This is a genomic window from uncultured Pseudomonas sp. (genome assembly GCF_943846705.1).
GTDB lineage: Bacteria > Pseudomonadota > Gammaproteobacteria > Pseudomonadales > Pseudomonadaceae > Aquipseudomonas.
In genome coordinates this window covers 2757582-2775900 of sequence record NZ_OX044366.1, presented here as the reverse complement: position 1 = coordinate 2775900, position 18319 = coordinate 2757582, and the positions used below count along the sequence as shown (strand labels likewise).

Genomic DNA, 18319 nt, shown 5'->3' with positions numbered 1-18319 from the left:
ATTTTATTCACTTAATGGCCGATTCTAGCCCGGCCCGGGCAAGCTTGCCCACTGCACCAGCAAGGCTTCGAGAAGCAAGACACGGTTAAGGTTAGCCTTGCCGATAACTTTCTGACGCTGCGCCAGCAGCCAGTCTTGCATGTTCAACACCTTCGGCTGCGGGGTTTTCTCTGCCAGGTACTGCACCACCTTGCGCATATCAGCTTGCCCCAGCCCGCTTTCATCCCGCGTCAGCTGGTAGCGCAGCATCAACTGTGACCACTGGCAGAACCAATCGAACAGCAATTGCAGGGATACCGTATTCCAACTCTCGGCAAGCTGGCTAGGCGAAATCTGCTGTTTGAGTAGCTTCTTGACGCCATCCACCACCTGAGCACGCTGCGCGATTACCCCTTGCTCATGCATCTTGGCCGCCACCAGCGGTGAGCCTGCCGCGAGGAACAGCAACTCCTGATGCTCTTCGGCAGTACAGTCGGGCAATGCCTGCTGCAACCACGCCAAACTCATCGCCTCACTCGGCAGCGGGCACGCCTGCTGCACGCAGCGGCTTTTCACCGTAGGTAAAAGACGACTGGGTTGATGGCTGATCAGCAGCAGCACTGTCTGGCCGGATGGCTCTTCCAGGCTTTTTAGCAGCGCGTTGGCCGCATTGATATTCATCGACTCGGTCGGCTCGACCAGCACCACTTTGCGCCCTGCCAGTTGCGCGGTCTGCACCACAAAACTGACCAGATCACGCACTTGGTCGACCTTGATCGCCTTGTCCGCTTCTTCCGGCTCGAGGATGTAGTTATCCGGATGAGTACCCGCCGCCAATAAATAACAGGACTTGCACTGACCGCAGGCATCCAGACCGGCGGGCTGCTGACAGAGCAAGCGCGCCATCAAGCGCTCAGCCAGGGCGCGCTTGCCAATACCCGCCGGGCCGTGCAGCAGATAAGCATGGGCGTGCTGCGTACGCCCAGCTAACTGCTGCCAGAGCGCATCCTGCCAAGGGTAGGCATCAGCCACGCTGCAGCTCCAGCAGCTGCGGCAACAGCTTATCCAACGCCAGCTGTACGTCACTCAAGGATTGCGCGGCATCGATAATGCGGTAGCGCTCTGGCTGCTCTGCGGCGCGGCGCAGGTAGGTATGGCGCACCGCATCAAAGAACTGCCGGCCTTCCTGCTCAAAGCGATCCAACCTGCCACGCGCGGCCGCGCGGGCCAGGCCGACCTCAATTGGCAAATCAAAAACCAGGGTCAAGTCCGGGCGTAACGTCCCTTGCACAAACTCTTCCAGCAAGGCGATACGCGCTTCAGACAGGCCGCGACCGCCGCCCTGGTATGCGTAGGTGGCATCGGTAAAGCGATCACAGAGCACCACACAGCCACGCGCCAACGCCGGACGAATCACCTGCGCCAGGTGCTGAGCACGCGCCGCAAACACCAATAGCAGCTCGGTATCAGCCGCCATCGACTCATCACTGGGCGCCAGCAACAGCTCGCGCACCCTCTCAGCGAGGGGCGTGCCACCCGGCTCACGGGTCAGCAACACATCAACACCCTGCTCACGCAAGTGCTCGGCCAGGTAGTCACGATTGGTGCTTTTACCGGCACCCTCTGGGCCTTCCAGGGTGATAAACAAACCGCTCACAGGCTGTCCTTACTGATATTGGGTGTGACTGGCGCAGGGCTCGAACGATAGTCCGCACGGCGTTTGAGCTGATACTCACGTACGGCTCGATTGTGCTGTTCAAGGCTGTTGGAAAACACATGGCTGCCGTCGCCCCGCGCCACAAAATACAAACTGCTTCCCGCCACCGGGTTCAGCGCGGCATGGATCGCCTCACGACCGACCAGTGCGATGGGCGTCGGCGGCATGCCGTCGATGGTGTAGGTGTTATAGGCCGTGGGCTGGCGCAGGTCATTGCGGGTAATTCGGCCGTTGTAACGCTCCCCCATGCCATAGATCACGGTCGGATCCGTCTGCAGGCGCATACCGATACGCAAACGACGGACAAATACGCCAGCAATCTCACCGCGCTCTTGCGGCACACCGGTTTCTTTTTCGATCATCGAGGCCATGATCAAGGCGTCATAAGGCTCTTTGTAAGGCAGGTCCTTGGCACGCTGCGCCCACTCTTCAGCCAACACCTGCTCTAGCCGCACATGCGCCTGCTTGAGCAATTCAAGGTCGCTCATGCCGCGAACAAAGCTGTAAGTATCCGGAAAGAAGCGCCCTTCCGGGTTCAAACCGGGTAAGCCAAGTGCCGTCATCAACTCGGCATCGCTCAGCTCACTCAAGGTCAGATCAAGCCGCGTTTCACGCGCCAATGCGGCGCGCACCTGGCGGAAATTCCACCCTTCAACCAGTGTCAGGCTGTATTGCAGCACTTCACCGCGTCGCCACATGCCGAGCAGGTCGACCGCCTTAGAGCCAGGCGTCAGACGGTATTCGCCGCTATGCAGCGGTTGATTACGCAAGTTGAAGCGCCAGTAAAGGCGCAGCCAGAAGGCCTGTTCGAGGACACCATCAGCCTCTAGACGATTGAGCACGCCACCTGGCGTCGCTCCAGCGGGCACGTCAACCAGGTATTCATCGGTAAGTTTCAAGGTCTGGTGCAACGCGGCATGTTGCTGCCAGGCAGCAAACGCAACCAGCAAGCCAGCCAGCACCACGCCGCCTTCCAGCAGCAGCAATAATTTGCGTATCACGAATCAGCAGTCCAGTAGATCGCGGGCAATGGCCTGCAGTTTACGGGTGAGCGGGCCGACCGGCCAGTCGTGCGTAAGCAAAGCGCGCACAGGCCAGACACCATAGACACTGTTGCACAGCATCACCTCGTCGGCAGCGAGCAACTCGGCCTGGCTGATATCACGCACCTGACATGTGATGCCCAGCGCCGCCGCCCGCGCTAACAACTCCGCACGCATCACACCGGCAACGCCACAACGCGTTAGATCGGCAGTAATCAGTACGCCCGCGCGGACCAGTAACAGGTTGCTGTAAACCCCTTCGATCACCCGACCACTGGTGTCGAGCATCAACCCTTCCGCATGCTCAGCGTCATGCCACTCGCTACGCGCCAGCACCTGTTCAAGTCGATTGAGGTGTTTCAAGCCCGCCAGCAAAGGCTGCTCGGCCAGGCGCGTGACACAGGGGAACAGTCGCACGCCCTGCTCGGCATAGGCGGACGGGTAAACGGGTTTAGCGCTGGCTTGTAAAATCAACCGCGGCTGAGCCGGTTGCGGCGCTGCGTAGCCCCGCAACCCCTCACCGCGGGTGATGATTAACTTGGCCACACCCTCGCCCAACTGCTGACTGAACGCCGCCAGCTGAGTACGCACTACGGGCAGATCAATCGGGATGTGTAGCCGCGCACAGCCTTCGCTCAAGCGCGCCAGATGACGCTCAAGCAAAGACGGCTCTCCGCCACTGATGGCGATGGTCTCAAACAGCCCATCGCCGTAAGCCAAGCCACGGTCCTTGACGGACAGCAGCTCGGCCGGCAGGCCATCCACCCAGCTCAGCATTAATCAACGAACCGGCGGAACACCAGCGAACCATTAGTGCCACCAAAGCCAAAGGAGTTGGACAGCACCACATCCAAGGCCATGGCCTTGGCCTGGTGAGGAACGAAGTCGAGGTCGCAAGCATCGTCCGGGTTATCCAGATTGATGGTCGGCGGCGCCACCTGATCACGCAGCGCGAGGATGCTGAAGATCGCTTCCACCGCACCGGCAGCGCCAAGCAAATGACCAGTCATGGATTTGGTCGAGCTGACTGCCAGCTTGTAAGCATGCTCGCCAAATACCGACTTCACTGCCGCCACTTCAGCCTTGTCACCCGCCGAGGTCGAGGTGCCGTGGGCATTGATGTACTGCACCTGCTCAGGGTTCAGGCCCGCATCGCGCAGCGCATTGGCCATGCAGCGCGCCGCACCGGCACCATCTTCCGGTGGCGAGGTCATGTGGTAAGCATCACCGCTCATACCAAAACCGATCAGCTCGGCATGGATGGTCGCCCCACGCGCCTTGGCATGTTCCAACTCCTCCAGCACCAAGGCACCGGCACCATCGGACAACACAAACCCGTCGCGGTCCTTATCCCACGGACGACTGGCCTTGGTCGGCTCGTCATTGCGGGTAGACAACGCACGCGCGGCACCAAAGCCGCCCATACCCAGGCCACAGGCAGCCATCTCAGCGCCGCCGGCAACCATTACATCAGCTTCACCATAGACAATATTGCGCGCTGCCATGCCGATACAGTGCGTGCCCGTGGTACAGGCCGTGGCAATGGCGTAGTTCGGCCCCTGTAAGCCCCAGTGGATCGACAGGAAGCCGGAAATCATATTGATGATCGAGCCCGGCACGAAGAACGGCGAAATGCGCCGCGGCCCCTGCTCGTGCAACGATTTACAGTTGTTCTCGATATTGGTCAGGCCGCCGATACCGGAACCCATGGCCACACCAATACGCTCACGGTTGGCATCGGTGACTTCCAGACCGCTGTTACGCATCGCCTGGAAACTGGCACCGAGACCGTACTGGATAAACAAATCGAGCTTGCGCGCCTCTTTGGCGGACAAGTACTCCTCGACATTAAAATTCTTTACCGCCCCACCAAAACGTGTGGAGTAAGCGGAAAGGTCCATATGCTCAAGCAGACCGATGCCACTGCGCCCGGCCAAAATGCCCTGCCAGCTACTCGGCACATCGTTACCCAATGGCGACAGCATGCCCATACCGGTAACCACGACGCGTCTACGCGACACAGCAATCTCCTTTTCTAGTTTTCAACGCTTGGAATGCGCTTAAAGAAAAGCCGCACACCTGATGAAGGGAGTGCGGCTTTTCCGAGTCGGGAACCGACGATTACGTTTTACGCGTGAGCGGTAACGTAGTCGATCGCTTCCTGAACGGTGGTGATCTTCTCGGCTTGCTCGTCCGGGATTTCGGTCTCGAATTCTTCTTCGAGAGCCATCACCAGCTCAACGGTGTCAAGAGAGTCGGCACCCAGGTCTTCAACAAAAGAAGCGCTGTTGGTTACTTCTTCTTCTTTAACGCCCAGCTGCTCGGCAACGATTTTCTTGACGCGCTCTTCGATGGTGCTCATACCTTGTTCTCACTCCTAATGGGACAAATCTTGGCCACTGTATCTGCGGCCAAGTGTATAGAAAGGGTTTTTAGCATTTCAAGCTGAATGCCGGGTGCTCCACGAACACTTCAACGATCTGTCTATAAACCTGTTGCAGCTTTATAACGGATTTTAGACAGCACCTATGACAGTTTTCTGAAGCTATCCGTCACATTCAGCTCATGTACATTCCGCCATTCACAGGGATAGTAGCGCCTGTGACGTAAGCTGCGCCATCAGAAGCGAGGAAAGCGACCACTTTTGCGATCTCTTCAGCCTGCCCCAAACGGCCCAACGGAATTTGAGTCAGCAGTGCATCACGCTGCGCATCAGGCAATTCACGGGTCATATCGGTGTCGATAAACCCAGGCGCCACCGCATTCACGGTAATCGCCCGCGAGCCCACTTCACGTGCCAATGCACGCCCAAAACCTTCAAGACCTGCCTTGGAAGCCGCATAGTTGACCTGCCCGCCATTGCCCATGGCACCCACCACCGAACCAATATTAATGATCCGCCCGTAGCGCGCCTTGGTCATCCCGCGCAACACAGCTTTGGTCAACCGATACAGGCTGCTCAAGTTGGTATTGATGACATCGAACCATTCGTCATCTTTCATCCGCAGCATCAGATTATCGCGGGTGATACCGGCGTTATTGACCAAGATCAACGGCTGACCAAGGTGTTGCTGAATATGTTCGAGGGTGCTGGCTACCGACTCGCTGTCACTGACATCCAGCACCAGACCTGCACCCTCAATACCGTTCGTCTTGAGAGTTTCAGCAATGCGCTCAGCACCTGAAGTCGACGTCGCAGTGCCAATCACTACCGCTCCCTGACGACCCAGCTCCAGGGCAATTGCCTGACCAATACCACGGCTCGCGCCAGTGACCAATGCAACCTTACCTTGCAGGCTCATAACGTTTCTCCTTAATCAGACCAGAGCCGCATTCGCCGCAGCGAAGGCGTCTGGGGTGTCCAAGTTGTGGGTATTGATGCCCTTGACGCAGCGCTTGTTCAAACCAGACAACACTTTGCCCGGCCCACATTCAACCAAATCAGTCACACCTTGCGACGACAGGCAAACGATTGACTCAACCCAACGCACCGGACTGTACAGCTGAGCCAGCAAATCACGCTTGAGCCCCTCCAGATCAGTCACCGCAGCAGCGCTGACGTTCTGCACCAAGGCGATTTTCGGCGTCTGCCAGTCAACCGCCGCCACTGCCTCGGCAAAGCGCTCAGCCGCTGGACGCATGAGCGCGCAGTGCGATGGTACGCTCACCGGCAATGACATCGCACGCTTGGCGCCGCGGACCTTACACGCCTCAATGGCGCGCTCAACGGCAGCTGCACCGCCGGCAATCACTACTTGACCCGGCGCATTGAAATTCACTGCACTGACCACTTCACCCTGCGCCGCTTCGGCGCAGGCGGCCAGTACATCAGCATCTTCCAGACCGAGAATAGCCGCCATACCGCCCTGCCCGGCCGGCACCGCTTGTTGCATCAATTGACCACGGTGCTCGACCAACTTGACTGCGGCGGCCAGCGACAAGCTACCGGCGGCAACCAGAGCCGAATACTCACCCAGGCTATGACCTGCAACGAAAGCCGGGCGCACTGCGCTCTCGGCTAGCCAGGCACGCCACAGCGCCACAGAGGCGGTAAGAATTGCCGGCTGGGTTTTGTCGGTTTGATTGAGTTGCTCTTCAGGACCTTGCTGGGTCAACGCCCAGAGGTCATAACCAAGGGCTTCGGAAGCCTCGGCGAACGCATCAAGGATCAGCGGCCGCTGCGCACCATGCTCGGCGAGCATGGTCAACGACTGGGAACCCTGACCCGGAAAGACGAATGCGAGAGATGCAGACATGGGAACCTGTTCCTAATGATCGTGATCGTCGGTAATACGCGCTCAACCTAGCCAAGCGCAAGAAACTGACAGTTGGATGACAGGCTGGCCGCTGCAGTCACATTCTAAGGCAGGTGCTCGCCTAAGCGCCCCTGCAATCGTTGCGGCAGATTTTCTTCGATCTCCCGCAACGCTCGGCGAATAGCACTTTTAAAGCCCTCATGACCGGCTGCGCCATGGCTCTTCACCACAATGCCTTGCAGCCCTACCAGACTGGCGCCATTGTGCTTAGCAGGGGCCAACTCACCCCGCAAGCGCCGCAACAGCGGCAACGCCAACACCCCAACCACTCGCGCCGCCAGGCTGGATTTGAACAGCGCCTCTAACCGTGCACCAATCATCAACGCCAGACCTTCGCTGGACTTGAGCAGCACATTACCGACAAAACCATCACACACCACCACATCGGCCTCGCCCCGATAAAGCCCATCACCCTCAACAAAGCCGATGTAATTCAAGCCATCCGCCTGCTGCAGTAAGCCAGCAGCCAACTTGACCTGCTGATTACCTTTAATCTCCTCTGTGCCGACATTCAGCAACGCCACACGCGGGCGAGCAGTACCCAGCACTTCAGCCGTTACCGAGCCCATCACCGCAAATTGATAGAGATGCTCGGCACTGCAGTCGACATTCGCCCCCAGATCGAGCAAATGACAGAAACCTGCCTGCGTCGGGACAGCCGCAACCATCGCCGGACGATCAATACCGGGCAGGGTTTTCAGCACATAACGCGACAACGCCATCAATGCCCCGGTATTGCCGGCACTGACGCAGGCTTGCGCCACACCATCGCGAACCAACTCAAGACTGATACGCATCGATGAGCCAGGCTTACCGCGCAGCGCCTGGGCAGGCTGCTCAGCCATACCAATGACTTCATCGGCGTGCTCAACACGCAGACGTGCACGATCGACACCGGAATGGCGGGCAATCAAGGATTCAATAAGGCTGGATTGGCCAACTAGGACCAGGTGTAACGAAGGGTTTTCAGCCAGACAAGAGATGCTAGCTGGAACAATGCAGTGGGGACCGAAGTCCCCACCCATTGCATCAATCGCGATGATCGGAGCGGACAAGATTTACTCGTCAGCGCCCTTGTCGATCACTTTACGACCACGGTAAACGCCTTCTGGCGATACGTGGTGACGCAGGTGCATTTCACCGGTGGTTTTCTCAACCGACAAGGTGCTTGCAGTGAGAGCATCGTGCGAACGACGCATGTCACGGGCGGAACGGGATTTTTTGTTCTGCTGAACAGCCATAACTAATTAACTCCTAAACGTTTGGGTCACGCTTTAACTGCGCCAATACACTGAACGGGTTGGACCGCGTTACCTCGTCCTCGCTCGACTCGGGCTCTTCGAGGCCGGCCGGCTGCTGGCAATCTTTAGGGTCATGAGCCGGGACAATGGGCAAGGCAAGCAGAAGCTCCTCCTCAACCAGCGCCAGCAGATCCAATGGGTCTTCATCCAACTCAATCACGTCATAGCCCTGCGGCACTGACTGGGTATTCCCACCTACTTTCACCACAGCGTAATCACACTCGCTGTAGATCGGTAAAGTGACCAGCTCTAAACAACGCTGGCAAACCATCTTGACTTCAACCTCGAGCTCGCTGTGAAAAACTACAGCGTTGCGCTCGTCGCGCTCGAAAGAGAACTTCGTACGCACCATGCCTTGGTTATCGGCAAGCGGGCCGCAGAGACGCTGCAAATCTGCAAGTTGCAGCTTACCTTCAAGGGTAGCGCTGCGATCGGCTAATTTGCGCGGATCAACGTGAGGTGGAATCGGGTCATTTGACATAGGCGGCGCATTCTAGGGATGCAACCCAGCCCTGTCAAAGGAAATTCGGCCTGTCCAGCATTTGAGGTGACGGATAGAATCACTACCCTCCAGACAACCCCTACAAAGGAAATCACCGTGCTGCCTTTGGTGCTTGCCTCAAGCTCGCCTTACCGCCGCGAACTCCTCACTCGCCTGCGCTTACCGTTCACTTGGAGCGCCCCGAGCATCGACGAAGCAAGACACACCGATGAGGACGCAGAAACCTTAGTACGCCGACTATCCCAGGAAAAAGCCCAAGCACTGAGCGCAACTCACCCACAACACCTGATCATCGGCTCGGACCAGGTCGCCGTGCTTGACACACGGATCCTCGGCAAGCCCCACACCCTGGAGCGCGCTCGCGAGCAGTTACTGGCCGCCAGCGGCAACAGCGTGACCTTCCTGACCGGACTCACACTCCTCAATAGCGCCAGCAGGCAACAGCAAACCGACTGCGTACCCTTCACCGTACATTTTCGCCCACTCAGTGAGGCGCAAATCATGCGCTACCTGACAACCGAACAACCCTTCGACTGCGCCGGCAGCTTCAAAGCAGAAGGCTTGGGCATCAGCCTGTTTCGCAGCACAGAAGGCAGCGACAGCAACAGCCTGATCGGCCTCCCCCTGATTCGTCTGGTGGACATGCTGCACGCCAGCGGCATCGAGATCCCGTAACGCAAAAGCCCGATCAAGTGACCGGGCTTTTTGCAACCACATCACACGCTAGCGCAGCGCTGGCCCCTGGAAACCCATCCACAGGGCAATACGCTCAGCAATGCTGGCCCCCAGGGTTTTCGTGAAGCGATCCAGAGGCGATTCCTGCACCGTGAAGTCGACGATCTCTTTCTCACCGATCACTTCACGCGCCACATAACTGGTATTACCCAGCGCATCAACCAAACCCAACTGCAGCGCCTGCTCGCCCGACCACACCAGGCCAGAGAACAATTCTGGATGCTCATCATCCTTCAAACGCTCGCCACGCCCCTGCTTAACACTGGCAATAAACTGACGATGGGTGGTTTCCAGCACACCCTGCCAAAACTTGGTTTCTTCAGCTTTCTGCGGCTGGAACGGGTCAAGAAAAGCCTTGTGCTCACCAGAGGTATACACCCGACGATCAACCCCCAGCTTCTCCATCACCCCAACAAAACCAAAGGTGGCCGCAGTCACACCGATAGAGCCCACCAAGCTGGCCTTATCGGCATAAATCTCATCGGCTGCACTGGCGATGTAATAAGCACCCGAAGCGCCGAGATCAGTGATTACTGCATACAACTTGATCGCCGGATACTCAGCCCGCAGACGGCGAATCTCGTCATAGATATAACCTGACTGCACCGGACTACCGCCCGGACTATTGATGCGCAGCACCACACCCCTGGTGTTGGCATCTTCAAACGCTGCACGCAGACTGCTGACAATATTGTCAGCACTGGCCGACTCCTGATCCGCAATCATCCCGCGCACCTCAACCATCGCGGTATGACTACCGGCAGCCGCACCCTTCTTCATCGCCAACATTGGCGAGAACAGCGCCAGCGCCGCAAAGATATAAATAAATGTCAGTAATTTGAAGAAAATCCCCCAACGCCGAGACCGGCGCTGCTCCTGCACGCCAGCCAGCAGGGTTTTCTCCAGAAGCTTCCAGCTTTTCCCGTCATCATCAGCCGCGGCCGACGCCTTCCATTCATCTGCCATGCAACACCACCTCAACTGACTGATTAGACGCACGCCGACCCAGCCAGGCGCGCAACTCGGTAAAACATTCTATTGCCAGGGTTGGCTGACACTCACGCAGCGCCAGCAAGGGCTGCGCACCATAGCCGACCGCCACACAATCCATGCCAGCATGCTGCGCCATCAACAGATCAAAAGACGAGTCCCCCACCATCAACGCTTGCCTGGCAGCCACACCGCTTTGCGCAAGGATTTCATGCAGCATCAATGGATCAGGCTTGCTCGCCGTCTCATCGGCGCAGCGGCTGTAGTCGAAATAATCCAACCAGCCACGATCAGCCAGCACTCGCTGCAAACCATGCCGACCTTTGCCGGTGGCCACCGCCAAGCGATAGCCTTGTGCACGAAACGCCTCCAACCCCTCCGCCACACCATGAAACAAGGGCGACGGCTCAGACTCCAAGGCCAGATAATTCTCGCTGTAGCTCTTGCGCAAGAGTTGCCCCAAGGCCGCACTTTGCATTTCAGGGTAGAGACAACGAATGGCCTCAGGCAACCCCAGCCCGATAATGCCCCGCACCTGATCATCCGTGCAGCGCGGCAACTCACACGCATCCGCCGCCAGGTGCATAGCCAAAACAATTCGACTGATGGAGTCAACCAACGTGCCATCCCAATCGAAGATTAGCAGCTGATAATCACTCACTCAGCAGCCGCTCCACAGTCCGCTCCCACATATCATCGACCGGAGCCTCCAACTTGAGCTTGCCACCCTCAGGCAAAGGCACAATTAGCTCATACGCATGCAAAAACAGACGCTTGCCACCCAAAGCACGAATTTCCTTGGTGAAATCATCATCGCCGTACTTGCCATCACCGGCAATGCAATGCCCGCCATGCTGCGCATGCACGCGAATCTGATGAGTACGCCCAGTGATCGGCCGCGCCTCGACCAGCGTGGCAAACTCACCAAAGCGGCGCAGCACACGGAACATAGTCAGCGCCTCCTTGCCCTCAGGATTCACTTCAACCATGCGCTCACCGGAGCGCAGGTTGCTTTTAAGTAGCGGCGCATTGACTTGCTTCTTCGCGGTCGCCCAATGGCCGCGCACCAACGCCATATAGCGCTTATCCACGCCATCGCCACGCAGGGCCTCATGCAAATGGCGCAACATGCTGCGCTTTTTGGCAATCATCAACAGGCCCGAAGTGTCGCGATCCAGGCGGTGAACCAACTCAATATCCTTGGCATCCGGGCGCAGCTGACGAAAAGCTTCGATCACACCGTAATTCAGCCCACTGCCGCCGTGCACAGCGATACCCGCCGGCTTGTTGAGTACGATAAGCGCCTTGTCTTCATAAACAATCGCCGCTTCAAGGCGCTGCAACAGCCCCTGCGCCAGCGGCTCAGGCTCATCACGCTCAGCCAAACGCAGTGGCGGCACGCGAATGATGTCGCCAGCCTGCAGCTTGTACTCGGGCTTGATCCGACCTTTATTCACGCGCACTTCGCCCTTACGCAAAATCCGGTAAATCAAAGTCTTGGGCACACCTTTCAACTGCGTGCGGAGGAAGTTATCAATGCGTTGGCCGGCAAGTTCCGGCGCAACCTCGAGCAGCTGGACGCCGGAGGTTGGAGGGGAAGGATTTGTCATCGCGCAATCATAACAATTTTTATGGAATTGAAGCACTTAATCATTGCTGCTATAGTCGGGGACGCCGCCAAAAGTGGCCTGGTTTGCGGATGCTCGTCAAAATTGCCATCCCCAACCAATGCAGCTCATTTGGGACGCAAGGCCGTCCAACGGGTTATTCGATTGAAAGACAGCCACTTAGGCTTTGAATAACTCGGAAACAAAGCCTTTAAGCCATGATGCGCAACCTGCCCCTTTGGACGGTTGCAATAATAGTTAACCCGCTGCGGATTTTCGCGAGCGGCACCCGAGTTTCAGCGATACGTGTAGGGTGGAGATGTACAACTGTTGGTCCGCGTAGCAGCTCGCTTTACCAAGACGCTTTATCTCGTCCGCTACCAACAGCTGATTCCTCCTCCTGACTTAGTGCTTTCTGTTAGTTACAGCGAGCAGGAGACGTCCGTCGCGGCCCAGCACAACAGGCTGATAGCCGCTAGACACTGGAACGTTTTACGACCGTTCCTGACGCACCTAACACCGACCCCTGAAGTCGTGTGTGCCGAACGCCGCTTCCGCCAGCACCGGAAACCGACGGTATTACATGAAAAGAATGCTGATTAACGCAACTCAACCTGAAGAGCTGCGTGTCGCCCTAGTAGATGGGCAAAAACTCTACGACCTGGACATCGAGTCCGGTGCCCGCGAGCAGAAAAAATCCAACATCTACAAAGGCAAAATCACCCGCGTAGAACCCAGCCTCGAAGCCGCTTTCGTTGACTTCGGCTCTGAGCGTCACGGCTTTCTCCCCCTCAAAGAAATCTCCCGCGAATACTTCAGCAAGGCCCCAGAAGGCCGCGTCAATATCAAAGACGTGCTCAAGGAAGGTCAGGAAGTCATCGTTCAGGTCGAGAAAGAAGAGCGTGGCAACAAGGGCGCAGCCCTGACCACCTTTATCAGCCTCGCCGGCCGTTACTTGGTACTGATGCCAAATAACCCGCGCGCCGGTGGTATCTCGCGCCGCATTGAAGGCGAAGAGCGTAACGAACTGCGTGAAGCGCTCAACGGCCTGGTTGCCCCAAGCGACATGGGCCTGATCGTGCGCACTGCCGGCCTGGGCCGTAGCAGTGAAGAAATGCAGTGGGACCTCGACTACCTGCTGCAACTCTGGACCGCCATCAAAGAAGCCTCACTGGATCGCGCTGCGCCTTTCCTGATTTATCAGGAAAGCAACGTGATCATCCGCGCCATCCGCGACTACTTGCGCCAGGACATCGGCGAAGTGCTGATCGACAGCATCGAAGCGCAGCAGGAAGCCCTGAGCTTCATCAATCAGGTGATGCCGCAGTACGCCAGCAAGATCAAGCTGTACGAAGACAGCGTGCCGCTGTTCAACCGCTTCCAGATCGAAAGCCAGATCGAAACCGCCTTCCAGCGCGAAGTGAAGCTGCCATCCGGCGGCTCCCTCGTCATCGACCCAACCGAAGCCCTGGTGTCCATTGACATCAACTCGGCGCGTGCGACCAAAGGCAGCGACATCGAAGAAACCGCCCTGCAGACCAACCTGGAAGCGGCCGAAGAAATCGCCCGCCAACTGCGTCTGCGTGACATCGGTGGCCTGATCGTTATCGACTTTATCGACATGACCCCGGCGAAGAACCAACGCGCCGTGGAAGAAAAAGTTCGTGAAAGCCTCGAAGCTGACCGCGCCCGCGTACAAGTCGGGCGCATCTCGCGCTTCGGCCTGCTGGAAATGTCGCGTCAGCGCCTGCGTCCATCGCTCGGCGAAAGCAGCGGCATCGTCTGCCCACGCTGCAACGGTCAAGGCATCATCCGCGACGTCGAATCGCTGTCGCTGGCGATTCTGCGCCTGATCGAAGAAGAAGCCCTGAAAGACCGCACCGCCGAAGTTCGTGCACAAGTGCCGATTACCGTCGCGGCCTTCCTGCTCAACGAGAAACGCAACTCGATCACCAAGACCGAACTGCGCACCCGTGCACGCATCGTGATCATCCCGAACGATCACCTGGAAACCCCACACTTCGAAGTCACGCGCATCCGCGACGACAGCCCAGAAGCTCAATCCACTCAATCCAGCTATGAAATGGCGACCATTGAAGTGGAAGAAGAGAAGCAGGCCGCTGCCACTCGCACCCTGGTTCGCCAGGAAGCAGCCATCAAGACCGCGCCACAGCGCACCGCGCCAACCCCGGTTGAAGCTGTTGCCGCCCAGCCTGTTGCAACCGCTGAGCCGAGCCTGTTCAAGGGCCTAGTCAAGTCGCTGGTCAGCCTGTTCGCCGGCAAGGAAGAAGAAAAGCCAGCTGTAGTTGAGAAAAAAACCAGCGAACGCCCACAGCGTAGCGATGAGCGTCGCAATGGTCGCCAGCAGAACCGCAACCGTGGCGGTCGTAACAACGAAGATCGCAAGCCACGCGAAGAGCGCGGCCCACGTGAGGAGCGCGCACCCCGCGAAGAACGCCAGCCACGTGCAGCCCGTGAAGAACGTGCCCCGCGCGAAGAGCGCGCCCCTCGCGAGGAGCGCAGCCCACGTGACGCCGTAGAAGTCCGCGAGCCACAGGAAGTCCGTCAGTCGCGTCCACCGCGCGAGGAGCGTCAAACACGTGAGCGCAAGCCACGTGAAGAGCGCCAGACGCGCGAACTGCGTGAACCACTGGATGCCGTACAAGGCGACAGTGCTGTCGCGAGCGAAGAAGTCCAGGCTGAGCGCCCACAACGTGAACCGCGCCAGCCGCGTCCACCACGTGAAGAACGTAAGCCGCGCGCCGAACAGGCTCCCGCTGCAGCTGTGGCCGATGAAGAAGTGCTGAATGCTGAAGAAGCACAGCAGGATGATGAGCAGGACGGTAGCGAAGGCGGTGATCGCCCACGTCGCCGCTCCCGTGGTCAGCGTCGCCGCAGCAATCGTCGCGAACGCCAGAGCGATGCCAACGGCAACCCGATCGAAGGCAGTGAAGAAACCACCGAAGCTGCAACCGATGCCGACAAAGCAGTGGTTGCAGCAGTCACCGCCGCCGTTATCACTGACGCGAACGAGGTAGCCCCAGTAGCAGCCGAAGCCGAGGCCGCACCGGTTGTTGCCGAGCCAGAACAGCCGCGCGAAGTCGTTGCCGATGAAGCGCCGCAAGCTGTTGTTGAAACAACTACTGTAGAAACAGCGGTTGTAGAAACGCCAAGCAGCCCGATTGCCGAAGCCAGCGAAGCACCGACACCAGCCGCCGAGGAAAGCGCAGCGACACCGACACCGACACCTGCTGAGGTTGAGGTTGAGGCGCCAGTTGAGGTTGTTGTTGAAGAGCCTGCCGCCGTCGCTGCACCAGAGCCGGCGGCCGAGGTTGTGACTCCTGAAGCCGAACCTGCGGTAGTCGTCAGCAGCGGCGGTCGCGCGCCTAACGATCCGCGTGAAGTGCGTCGTCGTAAGCGTGAAGCCGAGCGTCTGGCACGTGAAGCGGCCGAAGCTTCCGCCAGTACTCCAGTAGAACCTGCTGCTGAAGCCACTGCTGAAGCAGCGAGCGAAACGCCGGCAGAAACTGAAGTAGACGCTGATAAGCAGGATAAAGAAGCGGCCAAACCGCAGATCTAATCCGCTTAGGCAATAAAAAAGGGGATGCTTCGGCATCCCCTTTTGCGTTATTACGCGATCAAATCATCAGCCCTGACACCACTCAGCCATGCGTTACAGTACGTTTGGTTCGATCTCTAGCTCAACCGCAAAACGCAGGGCAATGTCTGCCTGAATACGCTGCGCCAGACTCAACAACTGCACACCCGTGGCGGCCCCGTAGTTAACCAGTACCAGCGCCTGCAAGCGATGCACACCGGCATCACCCTCGCGAAAACCCTTCCAGCCCGCACGCTCAATCAGCCAGCCAGCCGCTAGCTTGACCTGCCCGTCTGCCTGCGGATAAGCCACCAAATCGGCATGCTCAGCGCGCAAGCGCTGCGCCAACTCGGCAGAAATCAGAGGGTTCTTGAAGAAACTTCCGGCATTGCCCAGCTCAGCTGGGTCCGGCAGTTTTTCACTACGAATGGCACAGATTGCACGACTCACATCCTGTGCATTCGGCGCGGCAATCCCCTGCTCCACCAGGCGCTGACTCACCGGCCCGTAGCCCAAGTGCAGCGTCGCCGAGCGACTCAAGGCAAAGCGCACACGCAAAATCACCCAGCGCCCGCTTTCACGCTTAAATAGACTGTCGCGATAGGCAAAGCCGCACGCCTGCAGAGAAAACTCGCGCAGCTCGCCACTATGACGATCGAGCGCCGTTAGGCCGACAAACAAATCTTTCAGCTCGACGCCGTAAGCGCCAATGTTCTGCACGGGAGCCGCACCCACGGTGCCAGGAATCAGGCTGAGGTTTTCCAGCCCAGCAAAGCCCTGGGTCAGCGTCCACTGCACAAACGGATGCCAGGGCTCGCCTGCCTCCGCTTCAATCAATACGTGTTCGCCATCATCCTCAAGCACACGAATACCACGACTGGCCATGCGCAGCACCAATGCTTCGACATCCGCCGTGAGCAGCAGGTTGCTGCCGCCACCCAACAACAGCAGCGGCAACTGCTGTGCTTGCGCATAGCTCAGCGCCTCACGCACCTGCTGATCATTTTCAGCCTCGGCGAAATGGCTGGCGCAGGCCTCGACAGCAAAACTGTTATACGGCTTGAGCGATACCTGAGTACGCACCTGCAGGCTCATAAGCGCCCCTTGAGCTCAAGCACCAAGGCATCACAGGCCTGCTCGATCAAATCCAGCACCTGGGTAAACCCGGCTTCGCCGCCGTAATAAGGATCAGGCACCTCATCCAGTTCAAGCTGATAACGCCGAAGAAACAAATCCAGCTCGGCCGGCGCATTGCCCGGACGCAATTGCTGCAGGTTGCGCAGGTTGCTGTTGTCCATCGCCAGAATCAGGTCAAACGCGTGAAAATCTTCAGCCGTGGCCTGCCGCCCGCGTAGCGCCGACAAGTCATAGCCGCGCTGTTGCGCGGCCTGACGCGTGCGCATATCCGCAGCCTTGCCCACATGCCAGTCACTGGTACCGGCAGAATCAACCTCGATACGCCCTTCCAGCCCCGCCGCACGCAGCTTATGGCGCAACACGCCCTCAGCCGTGGGCGAGCGGCAGATATTCCCCAGGCAGACGAACAGAACGCGCATCAGGCCTCCAATAGGCGGCGAACCCGCTGCAGATCTTCTGCGGTATCAACGCCTGCTGGCGGCGCCTCCAGGGCATCGGCAACATGAATGCGTACGCCATGCCAGAGTGCGCGCAACTGCTCCAGGCACTCGGTGTCTTCAAGCCAGCACGGCCCCCAGCTGACGAAGTCATGCAGAAACTGCGCGCGGTAAGCGTAGATACCGATATGCCGGCGATACGGCACACCCGCTGGCAATTGGTCACGGCTCTTGGCAAACGCATCGCGAGCCCAGGCCAGCGGCGCACGACTGAAGGTCAAGGCCAAGCCCGACTTGTCGCTGACCACCTTGACTACATTGGGATTAAATAACGCCTGCACATCGTCAATCGGCTCAGCCAGGGTGGCAATCGCCGCTTGTGGGTTAGCTGCGAGATTGGCCGCTACCTGATCGATAATGGCCGGCGGAATCAGCGGCTCGTCGCCCTGCACATTAACCACGATGGCATCCGCGGCCAGGCCTAGGGCCGTCGCCACTTCAGCCAGGCGGTCGGTGCCGGAATTGTGGTCGACGCGGGTCAACAGCACCTGCGCACCAAAGCCACGGCACACCTCAACAATCCGTGCGTCATCAGTGGCCACCACCACTTGCTGAGCACTGCTGCGGCAGGCCTGCTCCCAGACATGCTGAATCATCGGTTTGCCGGCAATCTCCTGCAGCGGCTTGCCCGGCAGGCGACTGGAAGCGAAACGCGCCGGAATCACAACGGTAAAGGCAGTGCTCATTTACTTGTCCAAACGCTCGTCGACGTTGAGGGTGCGGGCTTCGGTCTCCAGCATCACTGGAATGCCGTCGCGGACCGGAAAGGCCAGCGCATCGGCCTTGCAGATCAGCTCGCTCTTGTCAGCCACCAGCTTCAACGGGCCCTTGCACAGCGGGCAGGCGAGAATATCGAGTAGTTTCGGGTCCATGGGAGATCCTTGATGTAGAGCAGCT

Annotated in this window: 20 protein-coding genes; 2 read left to right on the top strand and 18 right to left on the bottom strand. The window is 58.4% G+C overall.

Annotated elements, in window-relative coordinates; translation table 11 throughout:
- Positions 1–24 precede the first annotated feature (24 nt).
- The 11 genes from Q0V31_RS13035 to Q0V31_RS12985 form a co-directional block, all read right to left on the bottom strand.
- Positions 25–1011 carry a DNA polymerase III subunit delta' gene (locus tag Q0V31_RS13035; protein ID WP_298188205.1) on the bottom strand — a complete coding sequence of 329 codons (987 nt, stop codon included), beginning with the start codon at positions 1009–1011 and terminating at the stop codon, positions 25–27.
- Positions 1004–1636 carry a dTMP kinase gene (tmk, locus tag Q0V31_RS13030; protein ID WP_298188204.1) on the bottom strand — a complete coding sequence of 211 codons (633 nt, stop codon included), beginning with the start codon at positions 1634–1636 and terminating at the stop codon, positions 1004–1006. Before tmk ends, Q0V31_RS13035 begins: the two co-directional genes overlap by 8 nt.
- Entirely contained in the window at positions 1633–2697 is a 1065-nt protein-coding gene (gene mltG, locus Q0V31_RS13025; RefSeq protein ID WP_298188203.1) for an endolytic transglycosylase MltG, read from the bottom strand. Before mltG ends, tmk begins: the two co-directional genes overlap by 4 nt.
- 3 nt (positions 2698–2700) lie before the next feature.
- On the bottom strand, positions 2701–3516 hold the full coding sequence (gene pabC / locus Q0V31_RS13020; protein ID WP_298188202.1) for an aminodeoxychorismate lyase: 816 nt from the start codon (positions 3514–3516) through the stop codon (positions 2701–2703).
- A complete protein-coding gene (gene fabF, locus Q0V31_RS13015; protein ID WP_298188201.1) occupies positions 3516–4760 on the bottom strand; it encodes a beta-ketoacyl-ACP synthase II in 1245 nt (414 codons plus the stop codon). The genes pabC and fabF overlap by 1 nt, the downstream gene beginning before the upstream one ends.
- 107 nt (positions 4761–4867) lie before the next feature.
- Positions 4868–5101: an acyl carrier protein gene (gene acpP, locus Q0V31_RS13010; RefSeq protein ID WP_058066290.1), complete on the bottom strand. Its 234-nt coding sequence runs from the start codon at positions 5099–5101 to the stop codon at positions 4868–4870.
- Between the two features lie 196 nt (positions 5102–5297).
- Entirely contained in the window at positions 5298–6041 is a 744-nt protein-coding gene (gene fabG, locus Q0V31_RS13005; protein ID WP_298188200.1) for a 3-oxoacyl-ACP reductase FabG, read from the bottom strand.
- A gap of 15 nt (positions 6042–6056) precedes the next feature.
- On the bottom strand, positions 6057–6995 hold the full coding sequence (gene fabD, locus Q0V31_RS13000; RefSeq protein WP_298188199.1) for an ACP S-malonyltransferase: 939 nt from the start codon (positions 6993–6995) through the stop codon (positions 6057–6059).
- Positions 6996–7099: 104 nt separating this feature from the next.
- On the bottom strand, positions 7100–8110 hold the full coding sequence (gene plsX, locus Q0V31_RS12995) for a phosphate acyltransferase PlsX (protein ID WP_298188198.1): 1011 nt from the start codon (positions 8108–8110) through the stop codon (positions 7100–7102).
- A 3-nt stretch (positions 8111–8113) separates the two neighbouring features.
- Positions 8114–8296: a 50S ribosomal protein L32 gene (rpmF, locus tag Q0V31_RS12990; RefSeq protein WP_090238127.1), complete on the bottom strand. Its 183-nt coding sequence runs from the start codon at positions 8294–8296 to the stop codon at positions 8114–8116.
- A 13-nt stretch (positions 8297–8309) separates the two neighbouring features.
- On the bottom strand, positions 8310–8837 hold the full coding sequence (locus Q0V31_RS12985; protein WP_298188197.1) for a YceD family protein: 528 nt from the start codon (positions 8835–8837) through the stop codon (positions 8310–8312).
- 117 nt (positions 8838–8954) lie between these two features.
- Between Q0V31_RS12985 and Q0V31_RS12980 the strand changes: the two genes are divergently transcribed.
- Positions 8955–9533, top strand: coding sequence for a nucleoside triphosphate pyrophosphatase (locus tag Q0V31_RS12980; protein WP_298188196.1), 579 nt, complete (start codon positions 8955–8957; stop codon positions 9531–9533).
- A 48-nt stretch (positions 9534–9581) separates the two neighbouring features.
- Here Q0V31_RS12980 and Q0V31_RS12975 read toward each other — a convergent pair whose 3' ends face one another.
- From Q0V31_RS12975 to rluC, 3 genes are read right to left on the bottom strand one after another with little or no spacing between them, the layout of a single operon-like run.
- On the bottom strand, positions 9582–10559 hold the full coding sequence (locus Q0V31_RS12975) for a S49 family peptidase (protein WP_298188195.1): 978 nt from the start codon (positions 10557–10559) through the stop codon (positions 9582–9584).
- Positions 10549–11244 carry an HAD-IA family hydrolase gene (locus tag Q0V31_RS12970; RefSeq protein WP_298188194.1) on the bottom strand — a complete coding sequence of 232 codons (696 nt, stop codon included), beginning with the start codon at positions 11242–11244 and terminating at the stop codon, positions 10549–10551. Before Q0V31_RS12970 ends, Q0V31_RS12975 begins: the two co-directional genes overlap by 11 nt.
- Positions 11237–12193: a 23S rRNA pseudouridine(955/2504/2580) synthase RluC gene (gene rluC, locus Q0V31_RS12965; protein ID WP_298188193.1), complete on the bottom strand. Its 957-nt coding sequence runs from the start codon at positions 12191–12193 to the stop codon at positions 11237–11239. Before rluC ends, Q0V31_RS12970 begins: the two co-directional genes overlap by 8 nt.
- 580 nt (positions 12194–12773) lie before the next feature.
- Here rluC and rne point away from each other — a divergent pair.
- On the top strand, positions 12774–15770 hold the full coding sequence (rne, locus tag Q0V31_RS12960; protein ID WP_298188192.1) for a ribonuclease E: 2997 nt from the start codon (positions 12774–12776) through the stop codon (positions 15768–15770).
- A 93-nt stretch (positions 15771–15863) separates the two neighbouring features.
- On the opposite strand, the gene murB is transcribed toward rne, so the two are convergent.
- The 4 genes from murB to Q0V31_RS12940 are packed head-to-tail and all read right to left on the bottom strand — an operon-like array spanning position 15864 to position 18294.
- Positions 15864–16883: a UDP-N-acetylmuramate dehydrogenase gene (murB, locus tag Q0V31_RS12955; RefSeq protein WP_298188191.1), complete on the bottom strand. Its 1020-nt coding sequence runs from the start codon at positions 16881–16883 to the stop codon at positions 15864–15866.
- A complete protein-coding gene (locus Q0V31_RS12950) occupies positions 16880–17344 on the bottom strand; it encodes a low molecular weight protein-tyrosine-phosphatase (RefSeq protein WP_298188190.1) in 465 nt (154 codons plus the stop codon). Before Q0V31_RS12950 ends, murB begins: the two co-directional genes overlap by 4 nt.
- Positions 17344–18108 (bottom strand): 3-deoxy-manno-octulosonate cytidylyltransferase, encoded by a 765-nt coding sequence (gene kdsB, locus Q0V31_RS12945; RefSeq protein WP_298188189.1) that lies wholly within the window; start codon positions 18106–18108, stop codon positions 17344–17346. The genes Q0V31_RS12950 and kdsB overlap by 1 nt, the downstream gene beginning before the upstream one ends.
- Positions 18109–18294: a Trm112 family protein gene (locus Q0V31_RS12940; RefSeq protein WP_090238153.1), complete on the bottom strand. Its 186-nt coding sequence runs from the start codon at positions 18292–18294 to the stop codon at positions 18109–18111.
- Positions 18295–18319 lie beyond the last annotated feature (25 nt).